This window comes from Streptomyces caatingaensis (genome assembly GCF_001187435.1).
Classification (GTDB): Bacteria; Actinomycetota; Actinomycetes; order Streptomycetales; family Streptomycetaceae; genus Streptomyces; species Streptomyces caatingaensis.
Map to the genome: position 1 here is coordinate 122224 of NZ_LFXA01000002.1, position 17325 is coordinate 139548.

Annotated in this window: 15 protein-coding genes; 6 read left to right on the plus strand and 9 right to left on the minus strand. The window is 73.1% G+C overall.

The genetic code is table 11. The features are described 5' to 3' along the window. Window positions 1-497: 497 nt before the first annotated feature. Window positions 498-1622: a DUF1266 domain-containing protein gene (locus AC230_RS01330; protein WP_241833032.1), complete on the plus strand. Its 1125-nt coding sequence runs from the start codon at window positions 498-500 to the stop codon at window positions 1620-1622. Between the two features lie 34 nt (window positions 1623-1656). Here AC230_RS01330 and AC230_RS01335 read toward each other — a convergent pair whose 3' ends face one another. Further along, the gene (locus AC230_RS01335; RefSeq protein ID WP_049714067.1) at window positions 1657-2148 is read right to left on the minus strand and encodes an NUDIX domain-containing protein; all 492 of its coding nucleotides are present in this window, start codon (window positions 2146-2148) and stop codon (window positions 1657-1659) included. A 224-nt stretch (window positions 2149-2372) separates the two neighbouring features. Between AC230_RS01335 and AC230_RS01340 the strand changes: the two genes are divergently transcribed. Then, window positions 2373-3239 (plus strand): helix-turn-helix domain-containing protein, encoded by an 867-nt coding sequence (locus tag AC230_RS01340; protein ID WP_049714068.1) that lies wholly within the window; start codon window positions 2373-2375, stop codon window positions 3237-3239. 2 nt (window positions 3240-3241) lie between these two features. Continuing rightward, window positions 3242-3421, plus strand: coding sequence for a DUF397 domain-containing protein (locus tag AC230_RS30525; RefSeq protein ID WP_078870858.1), 180 nt, complete (start codon window positions 3242-3244; stop codon window positions 3419-3421). A 1-nt stretch (window position 3422) separates the two neighbouring features. Here the strand turns inward: AC230_RS30525 and treY are convergent, their stop codons facing one another. Together treY and glgX are read right to left on the minus strand one after the other, a co-directional pair. Beyond that, window positions 3423-5801: a malto-oligosyltrehalose synthase gene (gene treY / locus AC230_RS01345; protein WP_049714069.1), complete on the minus strand. Its 2379-nt coding sequence runs from the start codon at window positions 5799-5801 to the stop codon at window positions 3423-3425. A gap of 61 nt (window positions 5802-5862) precedes the next feature. After that, complete coding sequence (gene glgX, locus AC230_RS01350; RefSeq protein ID WP_049714070.1) at window positions 5863-7989, minus strand: glycogen debranching protein GlgX; 2127 nt, start codon at window positions 7987-7989, stop codon at window positions 5863-5865. A 314-nt stretch (window positions 7990-8303) separates the two neighbouring features. On the opposite strand from glgX, the gene AC230_RS01355 reads away from it, so the two are divergent. Both AC230_RS01355 and AC230_RS01360 read left to right on the plus strand, forming a co-directional pair. After that, on the plus strand, window positions 8304-9539 hold the full coding sequence (locus AC230_RS01355; protein WP_049714071.1) for an SAV2148 family HEPN domain-containing protein: 1236 nt from the start codon (window positions 8304-8306) through the stop codon (window positions 9537-9539). 81 nt (window positions 9540-9620) lie between these two features. Beyond that, entirely contained in the window at window positions 9621-10307 is a 687-nt protein-coding gene (locus tag AC230_RS01360) for a 3'-5' exonuclease (protein ID WP_049714072.1), read from the plus strand. Between the two features lie 88 nt (window positions 10308-10395). On the opposite strand, the gene AC230_RS01365 is transcribed toward AC230_RS01360, so the two are convergent. Beyond that, window positions 10396-11274 carry a phosphotransferase enzyme family protein gene (locus tag AC230_RS01365; RefSeq protein WP_241833033.1) on the minus strand — a complete coding sequence of 293 codons (879 nt, stop codon included), beginning with the start codon at window positions 11272-11274 and terminating at the stop codon, window positions 10396-10398. Between the two features lie 227 nt (window positions 11275-11501). Between AC230_RS01365 and AC230_RS01370 the strand changes: the two genes are divergently transcribed. Beyond that, window positions 11502-12140: a LysE family translocator gene (locus tag AC230_RS01370; protein WP_049714073.1), complete on the plus strand. Its 639-nt coding sequence runs from the start codon at window positions 11502-11504 to the stop codon at window positions 12138-12140. 80 nt (window positions 12141-12220) lie between these two features. On the opposite strand, the gene AC230_RS01375 is transcribed toward AC230_RS01370, so the two are convergent. From AC230_RS01375 to AC230_RS01400, 5 genes are all read right to left on the minus strand, one after another. Continuing rightward, the gene (locus AC230_RS01375) at window positions 12221-12991 is read right to left on the minus strand and encodes a sirohydrochlorin chelatase (RefSeq protein ID WP_049714074.1); all 771 of its coding nucleotides are present in this window, start codon (window positions 12989-12991) and stop codon (window positions 12221-12223) included. Next, window positions 12988-13863, minus strand: coding sequence for an ABC transporter permease (locus tag AC230_RS01380; RefSeq protein WP_049714075.1), 876 nt, complete (start codon window positions 13861-13863; stop codon window positions 12988-12990). The genes AC230_RS01375 and AC230_RS01380 overlap by 4 nt, the downstream gene beginning before the upstream one ends. Next, window positions 13850-14623 (minus strand): ABC transporter ATP-binding protein, encoded by a 774-nt coding sequence (locus AC230_RS01385; protein WP_049714921.1) that lies wholly within the window; start codon window positions 14621-14623, stop codon window positions 13850-13852. Before AC230_RS01385 ends, AC230_RS01380 begins: the two co-directional genes overlap by 14 nt. Before the next feature lie 26 nt (window positions 14624-14649). Beyond that, window positions 14650-15756, minus strand: a complete 1107-nt coding sequence (locus AC230_RS01390; RefSeq protein WP_049714076.1) for an aliphatic sulfonate ABC transporter substrate-binding protein — start codon at window positions 15754-15756, stop codon at window positions 14650-14652. Between the two features lie 164 nt (window positions 15757-15920). After that, window positions 15921-17300, minus strand: coding sequence for a sulfate adenylyltransferase subunit 1 (locus tag AC230_RS01400; protein WP_049714078.1), 1380 nt, complete (start codon window positions 17298-17300; stop codon window positions 15921-15923). Between the last annotated feature and the right edge of the window lie 25 nt (window positions 17301-17325).

The following is a 17325-nucleotide window of genomic DNA, read 5'->3' on the forward strand; positions in this document are numbered from 1 at the left end:
GAGCGGCGATACGCGCCCGGCCCGCATGGAGTTCGGCGCAGGTGCCGGTGCGGGCGGCGTAGAGGGCTGCGGTGATCCGGTGGGCGTGGTAGGTGGCGCAGTGGGTGTGCAGCTCGTGCTGCGTGAGCCACTGTAGGCGGCGAGTTCGAGGCCGCTGCCCGGGGTCGTCAGGCGGATGAACACGACGCCCAGTGCCGAGCGGTCCCGCGCCAGGAGACCCGCCTCTCGCGCAAACCTGGCGCTATACCTGGGGCGCCGAGGATCGCCTCACGTCGGTCACCCCCTGATGGCGCCCAGCTGGTGCTACCTATAGCACCCCTTCGGCCACCGCATAGCCAAACAGCACTTGACCGTCTGGAAAGCGCAGCGTTATGGGGACACGACAGACCGAGCCACCCGCCCCCCAGGGGCAAGCGACGACTGGGCAGGGCATACCGGATCACCTGCCGCCCTGGCAGGCGCCCAGCGACATCGAACGGGGTCTCTACGAGGCGAAGGTGCGCAACGACTGGGCCGCGTACTTCGACGTCCTCGCCGGAGCGGTCCTCTACCATGCGACGCCGAGGGACTTCGCCGAAAACCGCCCGGGGTACTTCCTCCGTTCCTCCTCATGGCTCCCCATGGTGAGCCAGCATTGTCACGTCTACTTCACCGAGGGCATGCTGCCGGTGCCCGTCGAGGATCCGGTCTTCTTCAGGTTCAGCCTCAGTTTCCTGGCCAGGAACTGGCCGGCTGACAGCGACCACATATGGCTGGCGATCAACCCCGGCTCTCCCTGCGAGGGAATCTTTCCCGCGACACCGTCCCACCGGCTGGTGTGGCAACAGCACACACAGAAGAGGGACCCGTACTCCTCTGCCCCGACCTTGCGGACCCTCTGGGTCGGCGGGGCCCTCAGCGGGCCGGTGGCCCACGGGCTCGCGTGCGGCGCCCTGTTGTGCGTCCACAACAGCTCGTTCTGGAACGCCATGGCCTGGCACGGCCGTGGGTTCGACGAAGAACGGGAACGCCTCAAGGAATGGTGGGACATCACCGACCGTGACGGGTGGCGACGCGCGCAGGAGAACCTGTTGCAGGGCAACAGTGTCACCGGCGGCGTATGGGAGTTCGTCCTCGAAATCCGTCAGATGCTCCATCGCCAATACGGCGGGTTCGTGGACACAGCACACTGGCGGCAAGTCACCGAACGCATTCTCCGGGCGCGGGCGCAGGAGGAGAACGATGCAGCCGGCATCGAGGCCGAAGTGACGCGCGTCCTCAAGGTCATCGGGCGCATCACCCGCTACGAGGCCCGTTTCCGGGCCGACGGCCTCCTCGCGGAGGACAAGCAGGTTCGTTCCGTTCTCGCCTGGGACTTCGGGCGCGCGTCGAAAATGGCCCGCTGGGGGCTCGGCGCCCGGTACTGCACCCTGGCCGAGGCGGAGAACGCCGTCGTACGGGCCGGGCGTATCAGTCAGCTGAACTACCGCTCATGGGAGGAATTCTCCGCCGGCTACATCCTGGGCCGATGCCTGCACTTCGACGAGGAGGAGTTCGGGGACTGGTACCAGGACATGCTCGAAGCACATCGCATCCTGGTCACCGAACCGAACAGCCCTTGGCTGAACATACCTTGGCGGTAGTCGGGCGGCACGGATACGCACCTTTCGTGCCGCCCTACGCCGCGTGCGCGTACGCCGGGCGCCCCGCGTGGAGTTCGGCGCAGGTGCCGGTGCGGGCGGCGTAGAGGGCTGCGGTGATCCGGTGGGCGTGGTAGGTGGTGCAGTGGGTGTGCAGGTCGTGTTGGGTGAGCCATTTGTAGGCGGCGAGTTCGGGGCCGGTGCCCGGGGTGGCCAGGCGGACGGCGGTGTCGTCCGGGACGGTCAGGGTCTGGTAGACGAAGTCGATCGCCGGGGGCGCGTAGGTGCGCTCGTCGCGTGGGGTGAAGTCCGTCAGGACCAGGCGGACGGGCGTCAGGGCCAGGCCCGTCGCCCGCTTGCCCTCGCGGGCCATGGCCTCCCACGCCGGTTCGCCGTCCCATGCCGTCCCGCCGGGCAGCTGGAAGTTGCGGCCGTTGTCCGGGGCGCCCTTGCGGTACGGCGAGACGAGCAGCACCTTGCCGTGGCCGTTGAGGATGAGGGCCAGCGCACGGATGCGGGGTGAGGGCATGGGGGCGCCTTTCGGGTTGCGTGGGGTTCGGGTGTGCTTCCGGACGTTAGTGGTTCGGCTGCTCAACCAGCTTGGGGCGTGGGAGAGTTGGCGGGCAAGTCGCAGCGACACTGTCGCTGAAAGTGGAATATTCGGCGAGCGGGGCACGGGGTAACGGGTGCTGGGCACGGGTACGTACGGGCTGGGTGCCCCCACCACCGAGCCCGGCACGGGAGGGTTCGCGCATGGCAGTGAAGACGGGGCCGACGCTGCGGAGGGTGCAGCTCGGGAAAGAGCTCCGCAGGCTCCGCGACCGCGCGGGGATGACGCCGGCGCAGGCGGTTGACGGACTGGGCTTCAGCGAGACGAAGCTGTGGCGTGTGGAGCGGGGGCTGACGAGCCTGGACAAGGTCCAGGATCTCCGCAATCTGTGCGCGCGGTACGGGCTGGAAGACGAGGAGGACATCGAGTTCCTCGTCCGGATCCAGCGGGATTCGCTGAGCCGTGACTGGTGGGCTCCGTACCGGAATCTGATGCCGTCCGGCATGGGCATGTTCGTGGGACTGGAGCGCGATGCGCGACGGCTCAGGGGATGGCATCCGACTCTGGTTTACGGGCTGTTGCAGACCGAATCCTATGCGCGGGCGCTGTTCCAGTCCGCAAAGGCGGTCGAGGAGACCACGACCGAATTTCTGGAGATGAACGTCCAGCTCCGCACGCAGCGCAAGGAGTTGATCACCAGGTCCGAGAACCCTGTAGAGCTCTGGGTCATCATGGGTGAAGCGGCGCTGCGCCATGTCCTCGGCAGTGCCGAGGTGATGCGTGAGCAGTACGAGCACATCGCCGACCTGGCGAAGCTGGACAACGTGACGGTTCAGGTGTTGCCCCTGGCCACGCCTACATATCGCTCCTTCAGCAACTTCGTCCTCATGGACTTCGAGCCGCCGATGACGACGATCGTCGAGATCGACGAGGCCAGATCGGTGGTCGTGGTCGACAAGCAGACGGAAGTGTGGAAGCACACCCGCAAGTTCGACGCCCTCTGCGCGGGTGCGCTGGGCCCCGGGGAAACACCGAAGTTTCTGGAACGGCTGGCGAGAGAGCAGGCGTAGTCATGAATGGCGTGTCATGGGTCAAGTCCTCCTATACCGGGGAAAACGGGAGTAATTGTGTCGAAGTAGCAGACCTCGCCGATCGTGTCGGCATACGCGACTCCAAGAATCCATCGCTTCGCTCGATCAGCGTCCCGAACCCCGCCTGGAAGGCACTCGTCGCGGAACTCGGCGCCCAGTAGCTCACTCCCGCACCAACAACGCCACCGGAAACCGGTGCAACAACCGCGACAGCGGCACTCGCCCCGGGCACACCCGCCCCGTCAGCAACTCCCGCCACCGCGCGGCCCCGTCCGGCAGACCCAGCGCCGTCTCCCCCCAGTCCAGCCCCCGCGCCCACCGCGTCACCACCGTGACCGCCTCCCCCGAGCGGGCGAAGGCCACGCAGTGGTCCGCCGCCGGGCCGGTGGCGGTCAGCGGGTGGTAGTCGGCGCGCGGGCCGGTGAACCACTCGGGGTGGGCACGGCGCAGGCGCAGGGCCGTGCGTGTGAGGTGGAGCTTCTCGGCGGAGAGGCCGGACGGCTCGGTGGGGGTGGTGAGGTCGACCGGGCGCCGGTTGTCGGGGTCGACCAGGAGGCGGCGGACGCGCTCGGTGCCCTGGTAGAGGTCGGGGACGCCGGGCACGGTGAGGTGGAGGAGGGCCGCTCCGAGGGTGTTGGCGCGTACGGACGGGCGTACCGCGGTGGCGAAGTCGGTCAGGGCGCGGTGGGCGGGCCCGCAGGGGCCGCCCACGACGAAGCGTTCGACGTCCTCCTCGTACGATGTGTCGCGCTCCGTCCACGTCGTGCGCAACGCCGCCTCGCGGGCGGCCTTGAGGACGGCGGGGACGAGCCGCAGGGCGTCCGGCTCGCCGAGGGCGAAGGCCGTCTGCCAGGCCGTCCACGCCAGATGGGGATCCGGCGCGGGCGCCCGGGCCGACAACTCGTCCAGGAGGAGGGCCCATTCGCGCGGGTATTCGGTCAGCGCGGTCAGGCGCGCCCGCGCGTCCGCGCTGCGCTTGGTGTCGTGGGTGGCCAGCACCGTGCCGGTGGCGGGCCAGTCGCGCTGGATGCGGGCGCAGAAGGCGTGGAACTCGGTGGAGGAGACGGCCGGCCGGTCGGGTGTGCCGCCGACCTCCGTGGCGGAGAGGAGGGGGGCGTAGCGGTAGAAGGCCGTGTCCTCGGTGGACTTGGCGCGCACCGCGGCCGCCGTCTGGGCGAAGCGGGCGCAGAAGTCGCGGTGTTCGGGGCCGTCGCCGAGCCGTCCGAGGGCCGCGTCGCGGACGACCTCGACGGCCGCGGCCTCCTCCGGCACGGTGAAGGCGGAGCGCGCGGCCTGCGCGGCCTCGTCCAGGAGGGCGGCCTCCGCCGGAGCGGCCGGCTCGCCGCAGCGCGCGTACGGGCGGTAGACCGGCAGCCGGACGAGGATCTCGTACAGCGCCGTGCGCAGCGCCCAGGGCGCGTGGTCGCGCAGTCGCCAGGAGGCGTCGCAGATGCGGGCGGCGACGCGCACCAGCCGCTCGGTCTCGGCGACGAGTTCGTGGGAGACCATGCGGCGCGCGGCGCGCCGCACGGTGGCGGGCCAGTCGCCGCCGCGGTCGGCGGGCGGGGCGGCGAACGCCCGGTAGGCGGTGGTGAGTTCGGCGGCGCCGGAGGGGGCGGTGAAGAGGCCGTCGATGTGGCGGAGGGCGTCATAGCCGGTGGTGCCGGCGACGGGCCAGGCGTCGGGGAGGGCCTCGTCGCGGGCGAGGATCTTCTCGACGACGGTCCAGCGGCCGCCGGTGGCCTCGTGGAGCCGCGCCAGGTAGCCGGCGGGGTCGGCGAGCCCGTCGGGGTGGTCGACGCGCAGCCCGTCGAGGACGCCTTCGCGCAGGAGTTGCAGCACCTTGGCGTGGGTGGCGGCGAAGACCTCGGGGTCCTCGGCGCGGACGGCGATCAGCTCGGAGACGGTGAAGAAGCGGCGCCGGTTGAGCTCGGTGCGGGCCAGCCGCCACCAGGCGGGCCGGTACCACTGGGCGTCCAGCAGCTCGGGCAGGGGGAGCCGTTCGGTGCCGGGGCGCAGGGGCAGGACGTGGTCGTGGTAGCGCAGGGTGGTGTCGTGGACGGTGAAGGCGCCGAGCTCGTCGCCGAGCCGGCCGGCGAGGACGGGCAGCAGGACCTTGCCGCCGTGCTCGGCCCAGTCGATGTCGAACCAGCGGGCGTACGGGGAGGCGGGTCCGTCGCGCAGCACTTCCCACAGCGGCCCGTTGAGGTGCTCGGGGGCGGGGGCGGCCATGTGGTTGGGGACGATGTCCAGGACCAGGCCGAGGCCGTGGGCGTGGGCGGCGCGGGCCAGGGCGCGCAGGCCCTCCTCGCCGCCGAGTTCGGCCCGGACGGCGGTGTGGTCGGTGACGTCGTAGCCGTGCGTCGAGCCGGGCACGGCCTCCAGGACGGGGGAGAGGTGCAGGTGGGAGACGCCGAGTGCGGCGAGGGAGGGCACGGCGCGCTCGGCCGCGGCGAAGGGGAAGTCCGGCTGGAGCTGGAGGCGGTAGGTGGCGGTCGGCGGGGTCGTCCCGTCGTGGCTGTCGCGGCTGTCGCGCTTCATGGGAACATGCGTACCCAGCCGGGCGGGGGCGCAGCGGTCGCGGAGGGGGCGTCCCCGGTCGTCAGAGGGGGCGTTGGAGGACGGCGAGGCTGCGGTCGGTGAGGGTGAGCCGGTCTCCCGCGGCGAGCTTCGGTCCGTCCTGGATGACGCCTTCGGGGCGCGCGGTGTCCACGACGACCCGCCAGAGCCGCCCGTGGTCGGGCGGGACGACGAAGTCGAGGGCGCCGTCGTGGGCGTTGAACATCAGCAGGAACGAGTCGTCGACGACGGGCTCGCCGCGCGGCCCCGGTTCGGAGATGGCGCCGCCGTTGAGGAAGACGGTCAGGGAACGGGCGTGGGCGGCCTGCCAGTCCTCGTCGCGCATCTCCTCCCCTTCCGGGGTGAACCAGGCGATGTCGGACAGTTCGTCGTGGGTGCCCTGCACGGGCCTGCCGTGGAAGAAGCGGCGGCGCCGGAAGACCGGGTGGTCGCGGCGGAGCCAGACCATCGCCCGGGTGAAGGCGAGCATGCGGCGGGCGCGCTCGGCGGCCGGGTCGTCGGGGTCGGGCCAGTGCACCCAGGACAGCTCGCTGTCCTGGCAGTACGCGTTGTTGTTGCCGTGCTGGGTGCGGGCGAACTCGTCGCCGTGGCTGATCATCGGGACGCCCTGGGAGAGCAGCAGGGTGGCGATCAGGTTGCGCATCTGCCGGTCGCGCAGGGCAAGGACGGCCGCGTCGTCCGTCTCGCCCTCGACGCCGCAGTTCCACGACCGGTTGTGGCCCTCGCCGTCGCGGTTGTCCTCGCCGTTGGCCTCGTTGTGCTTCTCGTTGTAGGAGACGAGGTCGTGGAGGGTGAAACCGTCGTGGCACGTCACGAAGTTGACGGAGGCGAGCGGGCGGCGGCCGTCGTCCTGGTAGAGGTCGGAGGAGCCGGTCAGCCGGGAGCCGAAGTCGGCCAGGGTGGCGGGCTCGCCGCGCCACAGGTCCCGGCAGGTGTCCCGGAACTTGCCGTTCCATTCGGTCCACAGCGGGGGGAAGTTGCCGACCTGGTAGCCCCCCTCGCCGACGTCCCACGGCTCCGCGATCAGCTTCACCTGGCTCACCACCGGGTCCTGCTGCACCAGGTCGAAGAACGACGACAGCCGGTCCACCTCGTGGAACTGCCGTGCGAGCGTGGCCGCCAGATCGAACCGGAAGCCGTCCACCCGCATCTCGGTGACCCAGTACCGCAGCGAGTCCATGATGAGCTGGAGGACGTGCGGGCTGCGCATCAGCAGGGAGTTGCCGGTGCCGGTGGTGTCCGTGTAGTAGCGCGGGTCGTCCGAGAGCCGGTAGTACGAGGCGTTGTCGAGGCCCCGGAAGGACAGCGTGGGGCCCAGGTGGTTGCCCTCGGCCGTGTGGTTGTAGACCACGTCGAGGATGACCTCGATGCCGGCCGCGTGCAGGGCCCGCACGGCGGACTTGAACTCCAGCACCTGCTGCCCCCGGTCGCCCCAGGACGCGTACGCGTTGTGCGGGGCGAAGAAGCCGATGGTGTTGTACCCCCAGTAGTTGGCCAGCCCCAGGTCCACCAGCCGGTGGTCGTGGACGAACTGGTGCACCGGCATCAGTTCGATCGCCGTCACCCCCAGCCCGGTCAGGTGCGCGATCACCGCGGGGTGCGCCAGGGCCGCGTAGGTGCCGCGGATCTCCGGCGGCAGCTCCGGGTGAAGCATCGTCAGCCCCTTGACGTGGGCCTCGTAGATGACCGTCCGGTGGTACTCGGTGCGCGGCCGGCGGTCGTCGCCCCAGTCGAAGTACGGATTGATGACGACGGAGGTCATCATGTGCGGAGCGGAGTCCATGTCATTACGCGCGTCCGGATCGTCGAAGTGATAGCCGTAGACCGCCTCCCCCCACTCCACCCGGCCGCTGACGGCCTTGGCATACGGGTCCAGCAGCAGCTTCGCGGAGTTGCACCGCTGCCCCCGCTCCGGGGCGTACGGGCCGTGCGCCCGGAAGCCGTACCGCTGCCCCGGCATCACCCCCGGCAGGTACGCGTGCCGCACGAACGCGTCGCTCTCCCGCAGCTCGACGGCCGTCTCCGACCCGTCCTCGTGCAGCAGGCACAACTCGATCCGCTCCGCCGCCTCGGAGAAGACCGCGAAGTTGGTGCCCGCCCCGTCGTAGGTGGCACCGAGGGGGTACGCCTGTCCCGGCCAGACCTGCATAGACTCGACTCTTCCGCTTTCCGGCCTCCCCCGGGCGCCTCGCACCGGGCCGTCGAGGTCCAGATCTTCCCCGAAACCACCGCCCTCCACCTCTCGGACGGCCGGACCACACGGGTGACGGACCGTCCGTTTCCCACCTCACGCACGGATATCACTATGAGTCAGATCACATGGTCCTTACGTGTCATGGGCAACCGCCACGTGGCACAGGCGAGTTCGCCGGGCGCCGGACCAGGCGCGTGTGCGCCGTCTCCCACAGGCGCAGTAGTCTGCCTTGATCGTTGAACGGGGGGCGGGAAGAAGGCGGTGCACTGATGAGCTCGGGCGGGCTGGAGCTGCCCCCTGCGGACGGGGATCCGGGGGAGGAAGCGGCCGGCGGCACACCCCCCGGCGCGGTGTCCCTCGCCCGCCCCGGGGAGATCGGGGCGGAACTCGACTGGGGCGCGGACGCCTGGAGCGAGGTGCGCACCCGCGCCCGCCGGGCGGGCCGCGCCTACATCTGGCTGAACCTGGTGGAGCAGCGGCTGCGGGCCGTCGTCGCCGCCGTGCTGCGGCCGGTGTACGAACCCGTGCACGGCGAGGACGAATGGGTCGTCGCCGCGGCCGGGCCCGCCGGGCAGGAGTGGGTGCAGCGGGCCGTCGCCGTGCGCGAGGTCAGCCGGCGCAAGGGCTACCTGCTCGACCCCGCCGACGACAACGTCCTCAGCTTCCTCACCCTTCCCCAGCTGCGGGAGCTGCTCGTCCAGCACTGGCCCTGCTTCGAGCCGTACCTCGACGACCGGCGCGAGCTCGAACTCGCCCTCGACGAGCTGGAGGTCGCGCGCAACGTCGTCTCCCGCAACCGCGCCCTGTCCCGGACCGTCCTCGCCCAGGCCGAACGGGCCTCCGCCCGGCTGCTCGACATCCTCGGCGGCGGCGCCGGCATCCCCTCCGCCGACCGGCTGCCCGTCGACGCCGTCGAGGACCTCGTCGGCGACCGCTACGCCGACGTCGTCGGCGTGCACCCCGACCGGGTGCGCCTGCAGCGGCAGTTGCCCGTGGAGGACCTCTTCGGCAGCGCGCGGCGGCTCGACGCGGTCGGCATAGGACTCAACCTCCTTGTCCAGAACTACTCGGGGCGCCGGCTCGTCCGCCTCGCCGAGGACGGCTGCCGCGCCCGGCTGCTCTTCCTCAACCCCGCCAGCAGCGCGGTGCGGCGCCGCGAGCGCGAGCTCGGCCTGAAGAAGGGCGAGATGAGCCGGTCCGTGGAGATGAACATCATGCACATGCGGCGGGTGCGGGACCGGCTCTCCGCCCCCTCCGCGTTCGAGATCCGCGTCTTCGACGAGACCCCGCGCTTCACGGCCTACCTCGTCAACGGCGACGGCGCCGACGGCCTGGCCGTCGTCCAGCCCTATCTGCGCCGGGCGCGGGGGATGGAGGCGCCGGTGCTGGTGCTGCGCGGGGGTGCGCGCGGACGGTCGGGGGCGCCGTCCGGGGAGGACGGGCTGTTCGACACGTACCGCGAGGAGTTCGAGGGGGTCTGGGCGGATTCGCGCCCTGTCTCCTGAGCGCCGCTCCCGGGGCGTTGTCAGTGGCCTGTGCGAGGGTGGTGGTCCTGCGGGGGAGAGCACCACGAAGGGGGACTTGCCATGGGCTGGCACGCGGAGCCGTTGATCGGGTTCGACCTGGAGACGACGGGCACGGATCCGGCGGAGGCGCGGATCGTCACGGCGGCGGTGGTGGAGACGGCCGGGGGCGAGCCGGTGGGGCGGCGGTGCTGGCTGGCCGACCCCGGCGTTCCCGTTCCCGCCGAGGCCACGGCGGTGCACGGCATCACCGGTGAGCGGGCTGCGGCGGAGGGGCGGCCCGCGCGGGAGGTCGTCGCCGAGATAGCGGAGGAGCTGGCGGCGCACTGGGCGCTGGGGCGACCCGTCGTCGCCTACAACGCGTCCTTCGATCTCAGCCTGCTCGACGCCGAGTTGCGCAGACACGGCCTGCCGCCGCTCGGCCGCCGGCCCGGCCCGGTCATCGACCCGCTGACGATCGACCGGGCCGTCGACCGCTACCGCAAGGGGCGGCGCACGCTGGGGGATGTGTGCCGGGTGTACGGGGTCGTGCTGGAGGGGGCGCACGAGGCGGGGGCGGACGCGCTGGCCGCGGTGCGGGTGGCGCTGGCGATCGCGGATCGCCATCCCCGGATAGCGAAGGCGGAGTTGGGGGAGCTGTACCGGGATCAGGAGCGGTGGTACGCGGAGTGGGCGGAGGGGTATGAGGGGTGGCTGCGGCGGAGGGGGGATGCGGGGGCGGTGGTGAACGGGCGGTGGCCCGTCAGGTGAGGCGCCCCCGGCCCGGCCTGTCACCTGGAGCGGATGCCGGCTGGAGCGGACGCCGGCGGGAAGGGATGCCGGCTAGAACGGATGCCGGCTAGAACGGATGCCAGTGCACCGTCTCGTCGCCGTCGCGCAGCGAGCCCACCCGACGCCGGAACTCGGCCAGCGCCGCCGGATTCCCCGGCGCGTGCTGCGCCACCCACGCGCAGCTCGCCGTCTCCCGGGCGCCCCGCAGCACAGCGCACCCCTCCCACTCCCGCACATCCCACCCGTACGCCCGGACGAAGGCGTCGTAGGCGCGCGGGTCGAGGCCGTAGCGGTCGCGGCTCAGGGCCATCACCACCAGGTCGTGCTCCCGCAGGTCGGCGGAGAAGGTCTCCAGGTCGACGAGGACGGGCCCGGACGGGCCGACGTGGACGTTGCGCGGCAGGGCGTCGCCGTGCAGCGGCCCGGGCGTCAGCCGGGGGACGAGCGCGGCGGCGGCCGCCGCGAAACCGTCGCGGCGTTCGCGGAGATAGTCCGCGTCGGCCGGATCGATCGCGGAGCCGGCCAGCCGCAGCCAGCGCTCGACCCCGCCGAGCAGCTCCCGCGCGGGCAGCCCGAAGTCCGGCCCGGGCAGGGCGTGGACGAGGCGGAGGAGCGCGGCCAGATCCTCGGGCCCGGCGGGGCGGACCGCCTCGGGGAGCCGGTGCCAGAGCGTGACGGGATGGCCGTCGGCCATCACCACGTCCGGCTCGGCCGGCCGCACGGCGGGGACGCCGCTCTCCGCGAGCCAGGACGCGACACGCAGTTCGCGCAGGGCGCGGTCGCGCAGCGAGGCGTGCCGCCCTACCTTGGCCACCAGCCCGCCCACGGCGAAGACCGCGTTCTCGCCGAGGGCGAGCAGCGTCGCCCCGCGCGCCGCGGGAGCCGTCACCCCGGCCGCCGCGAGGATGCCGCGTGCCCGCTCTTCCGTGAATGCCGCGTCCACCACTGCCGTACCTTCGCCTTCCGAATTTCCGTGCCCGTACCGGGCAGGTCCCCGCAAGTCTCCCGCCCCGGCGGCCCGGCGCGGTGGCCGGGGTCCGGCCGGCCGGGCGCCGTGACGGGGCCTCGCCTGGTACGGTCCCTTCGGCCGCCGTGCCTCACCCCCACGGGGCGCGGCGGCCGTCCGCGGTTATGCTCCCGGTTCCGGTGCCCCCGTGCGAACAGGAGCCTCCCGTGCCGACCGCGATCCTCGGCTTCGCCCTCCTCTCCCTGCTCGTGACCGTGTCCCCCGGCCCGGACCTGCTGCTCGTGCTGCGCAACTGCCTGCGCGGCGGCCGGAGGGCGGGGAGCGCCACGGCCCTCGGCGTGGCGGCCGGTTCGCTGGCCTGGGGCGCGGCCGCCGCGTGCGGCCTGGCGGCGGCGTTGCAGCGGTGGGACGCGGCGTTCACCGTCGTCCGTCTCGCCGGGGCCGCGTACCTGGTGTTCCTCGGGGCGCAGGCGCTGTGGGCACAGCGGCGGGCCGTGGCCCTGTCGGAGGAGCGGCCGGCCCCCGAGGACGCCGGTCCGCCGCCGCGGGCGGGCGCGGCCTTCCGGCAGGGCGTGCTGAGCTGTCTGCTCAACCCGAAGGTGGGGGTCTTCTTCGTCGCCGTCGCCCCGCAGTTCCTGCCGGAGGGGGCTTCCCCGCTGTGGACGACGTTGCTCTTCGGCGCGATCGACGCGGTGATCGCGGTGACGTGGATGCTGCTGGTCGCGGCGGGTGCGGACCGGATGATGACATGGCTGCGGAGGCCCCGGGTCCACCGCGGCCTGGAGCGGGCCACGGGCGGGATCCTGGTGGCGCTGGGCCTCGGCACGGCGGTGGAGTCCGCCTGAGTCCGTCTGTACGGCGCCGGGGCGGGCCCCGGACCCGTATCGCGCGCTCCGCGCGACAGCGACGCGGCTGCGCCGCGCCCCTATCGCGGCGGCAGCGCGCCGGAAACGGTGAAGTGGGGGTTCCCCCTCGGGGGGAGGGGCCGGGGCAGCGTCTCCTCGTACCGCCGCAGCACCAGCGTCACCACCTCTCCCATCACCCCCAGCACATCCGTCACCACGTCCGCCCCCGCCTCCCGAGCCCCCGCGGCGATGCGGTCGGGGAGGCGGCCGGGTGCCAGGACGTAGCGGGCGACGGCGACGTGTTCGCAGCCGGCGGCGCGGAGGGCGTGGACGGCGTCCTCGGGGCGGGGGCCGGAGGCCGAGGCGTATGCGCAGCGCACGGCCCGCCAGCCGCCCGCGTGTTGCCAGGAGCGCGCCACTCCTTCCACGACCGCCCGCCCCCGGGGGTCGGACGTCCCCGCGGCGGCGAGCACGACGCCCGTCGAGGAGCGGTCGCGCACCCCCGCCTCGGCCAGCCGCCGTTCCAGTGCGCCGACGAGGAGGGGGGACGGGCCCAGGACGTCGGACTGGTGGACGGTCAGCGAGGGCGGGCAGCAGGTCCGGAGCACCTGGGGGATGTCCGTCCGCGCGTGGAAGGCCCGTGTGAGGAGCAGCGGCACGGCGACGGCCGACCGTACCCCGTCCGCCGCCAGCCGTTCGAGTGCCTCGCTGACCGAGGGGGTGTAGAAGTCGAGGAAGCCGGCCTCGACCCGGAGGCCGGGCCGGCGCGCCGCGACGCCCGCCCGCAGCGCGGCGACGGTCGCCGCGTGCCGGGGGTCACGGCTGCCGTGGGCGACGAGGAGGAGGGTCACGCCGCCAGCCCCCGCGTCCGCAGGACCCGCCGTTCGAGCGGGCTGAAGACCGCCAGGTCGATGGCGATGCCGACGAAGAGGATCAGCAGGATGCCCAGGAGCACGCCCGGCATGTCGGAGTCGGTGCGGGCGTTCTCCAAATACTGGCCGAGGCCGAGGCCCAGGTCGGGGGAGGAGGCGATGAGTTCGGCGGCCATCAGGGAGCGCCAGGAGAAGGCCCAGCCCTGTTTGAGGCCGGCGACGTAGCCGGGCAGCGCGGCGGGCAGCAGGACGAGGCGGGCGCCGCGCGCCCCCGTGGCGCCCAGGGTCCGCCCGGCCCGCAGGTACAGCGGGGGCACCTGGTCGATGCCGGAGACCAGCCCGTTGGCGATCGACGGCACCGCGCCCAGCAGGATGACGGCGTACATCGCGGCGTCCGTGATGCCGAGCCAGATGACCGCGGCCGGCACCCACGCCACCGACGGCAGCGACTGGAGGCCGGACAGCACCGGGCCCAGCGCCGCCCGGACGAACGGCACCCGGGCGACCAGCAGCCCCAGCGGCGTCCCGAGGGCGAGCGCGGCGGCGAAGCCGAGCAGGCCGCGCGAGACACTGGTCCAGATGATGTCGAACAGCGTTCCCTTGAGCCACAGTTGGCGCAGGCTGTCCCAGACGGCCGCCGGGTCGGGGAGCTTGTAGTCCTCGGTGACCCCGGCGACGACCAGCAGCTTCCACACCGCCAGCACCAGGACCACGGCGGTCACCGGCGGCAGCACCTTGCGCAGCAGCACCTGCCGCACCGGGGTGCGCCGGACCTGGACGGTGTCGAGCGCGTCGAGGCCGGCCTCCAGCCCGGCCAGGTCGGGGTGTCGGGCGGTGTCAGGGCTTGCCATGGCGACGGATCTCCCCCCGTAGTTCCTCGGTTATCTCCACGGACAGCTCGGCGACGGCCGCGTCCTCGATGCGCCGCGGCTGCGGCAGGTCCACCGTCCACTCCCGGACGACCCGGCCCGGGCGCGACGACAGCAGCACCACGCGTCCGCCGAGCCGGACCGCCTCGCGCACGTTGTGGGTGACGAAGAGCACCGACAGCTCCGTCTCGCGCCAGATCCGCGTCAGTTCGTGGTGCAGCACGTCCCGGGTGATGGCGTCGAGCGCGGCGAACGGCTCGTCCATGAGCAGCAGCCGGCTGTCCTGGGCCAGCGCCCGGGCCAGGGCGACGCGCTGGCGCATGCCGCCCGACAGCTCGTGCACCCGCTTGCCGTACGAGCCGCCGAGCCGGACGAGGTCGAGCAGCCGCTCGGCCTCCGTCCGCCGGGCGGGGCGGGGGACGCCGCGCAGCCGCAGCGCGAGCTCGATGTTGCGGCCGGCGGTCAGCCAGGGGAAGAGGGCGTGCTCCTGGAACATCAGCGCCGGCCGGCCGCCGGGCACGTCGATGCGGCCGCCCGTCGGCCGGTCGAGCCCGGCGACCAGGTTGAGCAGCGTGGACTTGCCGCAGCCGGAGGCGCCGAGCAGGCAGACGAACTCGCCCGGCGCGACGGTCAGGCTGATGTCCTCCAGCACGGGCCGCCCGTCGCCGGAGCGCCCGAAGGTCTTGTCGACGTGGTCGAGACGGACCGCGTGCGCCAGGGCGGTCGTCGTTGCCGGGGCCATCCGGACCTCCAAGTGGGTGGGCACAACTACTGCTTGCCGAGGTTCGCCGCGCTCACCGGGGGCCGCCCCTCGGCCCTGAGCACCTTGTTGAGGAGGGTCAGGTCGTAGATCCCGGACAGGTCGGGCGCGTCGAGCAGTCCGGCGGCGACCGCGTGGTCGGCCTCGGCCCGCAGGGTGGCGGCGAGGGGGTCGTCCAGGGTCCGGATGGACGCCCACGCCGGGTCGAGGATCTCGGCCGGGAGCGCCTTGCCCGACAGCCTCCGGAGCGCCTTGTCGGCCGACGCCTTCGCCCGCTCGGGGTGGGCGGCGATCCAGGCGTTGGTCCGCACCGAGCCGCGCAGCACGGCCTCGACGACGTCCGGGTGCGCGGCCAGGAACTTCTGCGACACGACCACGTTGGTGATCACGAATTTCCCGCCCGGCCACAGGGAGGACTCGTCCAGCAGCACCTTGCCGCCCTCGGCGACCAGCTTGGAGGCGGTGGGCTCGGGCACCCAGGCGCCGTCCACCGAACCGGACTTGAACGCGTCGGGGGTGACCTTGTTGTCCGTACGGACCACCGAGACGTCGCCCTTGCCGCTCTGCGGGTCCACCTTCCAGCCCCGGCCCGCGATCCAGTTGAGGAAGGCGACGTCCTGGGTGTTGCCCTTCTGCGGCGTCGCGATCCGCCTGCCCTTCACGTCGTCGAGCGAGGCGATCTTCCGGGGGTCGACCACGAGCCGGACGCCGCCGGAGGCGGAGCCGGAGACGATCCGCAGGCTCCTGCCCTTCGACCGGGTCCAGCCGTTGATCGCGGGGGACGGGCCGATCCAGCCGATGTCGATCGAACCGGCGTTGAGCGCCTCGATCTCGGACGGGCCCGCGTTGAAGGCGGCCGACTTCAGCTCGGTGCCGCCGAGTTCCCTCTGGAGGATCCCCTCCTGCTCGCCGACGAGGGGGGTGGCGTGGGTGATGTTGGGGAAGTAGCCGATCCGCACGGTGTCCGCGGAGAGCCTGCGCCCGCCCGCGGCGGCCGGGCCCGCGTCGTCCCGTCCGGCCTGGGATCCGTAGCCGCAGGCGGTGAGCGCGGCGGTCAGCAGCGGCAGTGCGGCCAGGGCCGCGAGCAGGCGGCGGGCCGGGTGGGGGGCGGGCATGAGGGGGCATCCTCTCGACGGTCCGGGCGGGCCGGGGCGGGGGCGGGGGGTACGGGCGTCAGCGCGCACATCGGCCGACCCCGCCCTGCCCGCTGCCGAGGGCGCCGCTGCCCACGCGGCCGCCCTCCTTGGCGAAGTCCGCGAAGAATCCCCGGGGCGCCATGTCAGAAGTCCCAGTCCCCGTCCGCCGCCACGGCCGCGTCCGGCGCGGCGAACGCCGCGCCCGCCATCCCCGCCGTCAGCGTCGTCCCGTCGGCGGGATCGATCAGCAGGAACGAACCGGTGCGCCGGGACACGGCGTACGGGTCGAGCGCGAGCGGTTCGGCGGTGCGCAGCACCACGCGGCCGATGTCGTTGGCGGCGAGCTCGCCCGGGGCGGGCCGCTGGGAGAGGTCGGTGAGGTCCAGCCGGGACGGGAGGTCCTTGACGATCGCCCTGACGGTGCGGGTGGTGTGCTTGAGCAGCACCCGGTCGCCGGTCCGCAGCGGCCGGTCGGCCACGTGGCACACGGTCGCCTCCACGTCGCGCACGGGGACGGGCGCGCCGGCGGTCGGCGCGATCAGGTCGCCGCGCGAGACGTCGAGGTCGTCGGCGAGGCGGACGGTGACGGACTGCGGCGCCCAGGCGACGTCGGCGGGGACGCCGAGCGCGTCGAGGGCGGCGATGGTGCTGGTGCGGCCGGAGGGCAGGACGGTGACGGGGTCGCCGACGCGCAGTACGCCGGAGGCGATCTGGCCGGCGTATCCGCGGTAGTCGGGGTGCTCGGCCGGGGGCGCCTCCCGGGCGGGGGGCGGGGGAGCGGCGTTGTGCGGGCGGGGGCGGGAGGCGGGCGGGCGGATGACGTACTGCACGGGGAAGCGCGCCGGGTCGCCGGTCGGGTCGGAGACGACGGGGACGGTCTCCAGGTGCTCCAGCACCGTGGGCCCGCCGTACCAGTCCATGTGCGCGGAGGGCGTCACGACGTTGTCGCCGGCGAGCGCCGAGACGGGGATCGCGGTCACCTCGGGGACGCCGAGCGAGGCGGCGTACGCGCCGAACTCCTCGGCGATGCGGGCGAAGACGGGCTCCGCCCAGTCCACGAGGTCCATCTTGTTGACGGCCAGCACCACGTGCGGGACGCGCAGCAGTGCGGCCACGGCGGCGTGCCGGCGGGTCTGTTCGACGACGCCGTTGCGGGCGTCGACCAGGACGACGGCGAGTTCGGCGGTGGACGCGCCGGTGACCATGTTGCGGGTGTACTGGACGTGGCCGGGGGTGTCGGCGAGGACGAACCGGCGGCGGGCGGTGGCGAAGTAGCGGTACGCGACGTCGATGGTGATGCCCTGCTCGCGTTCGGCCCGCAGGCCGTCGGTGAGCAGGGCCAGGTCCGGGGCGTCGTGGCCGCGGTCGCGGGAGGCGTGTTCGACGGCCTCCAGCTGGTCGGCCAGGACGGAGCGGGAGTCGTGCAGCAGCCGTCCGACGAGGGTGGACTTGCCGTCGTCGACCGATCCTGCGGTGGCGAAGCGGAGCAGGGCCGTCGCCCCGGTCTGCTCGGCTGTGGTCATGTGCGATCCTCTGCATTCCTGCGCG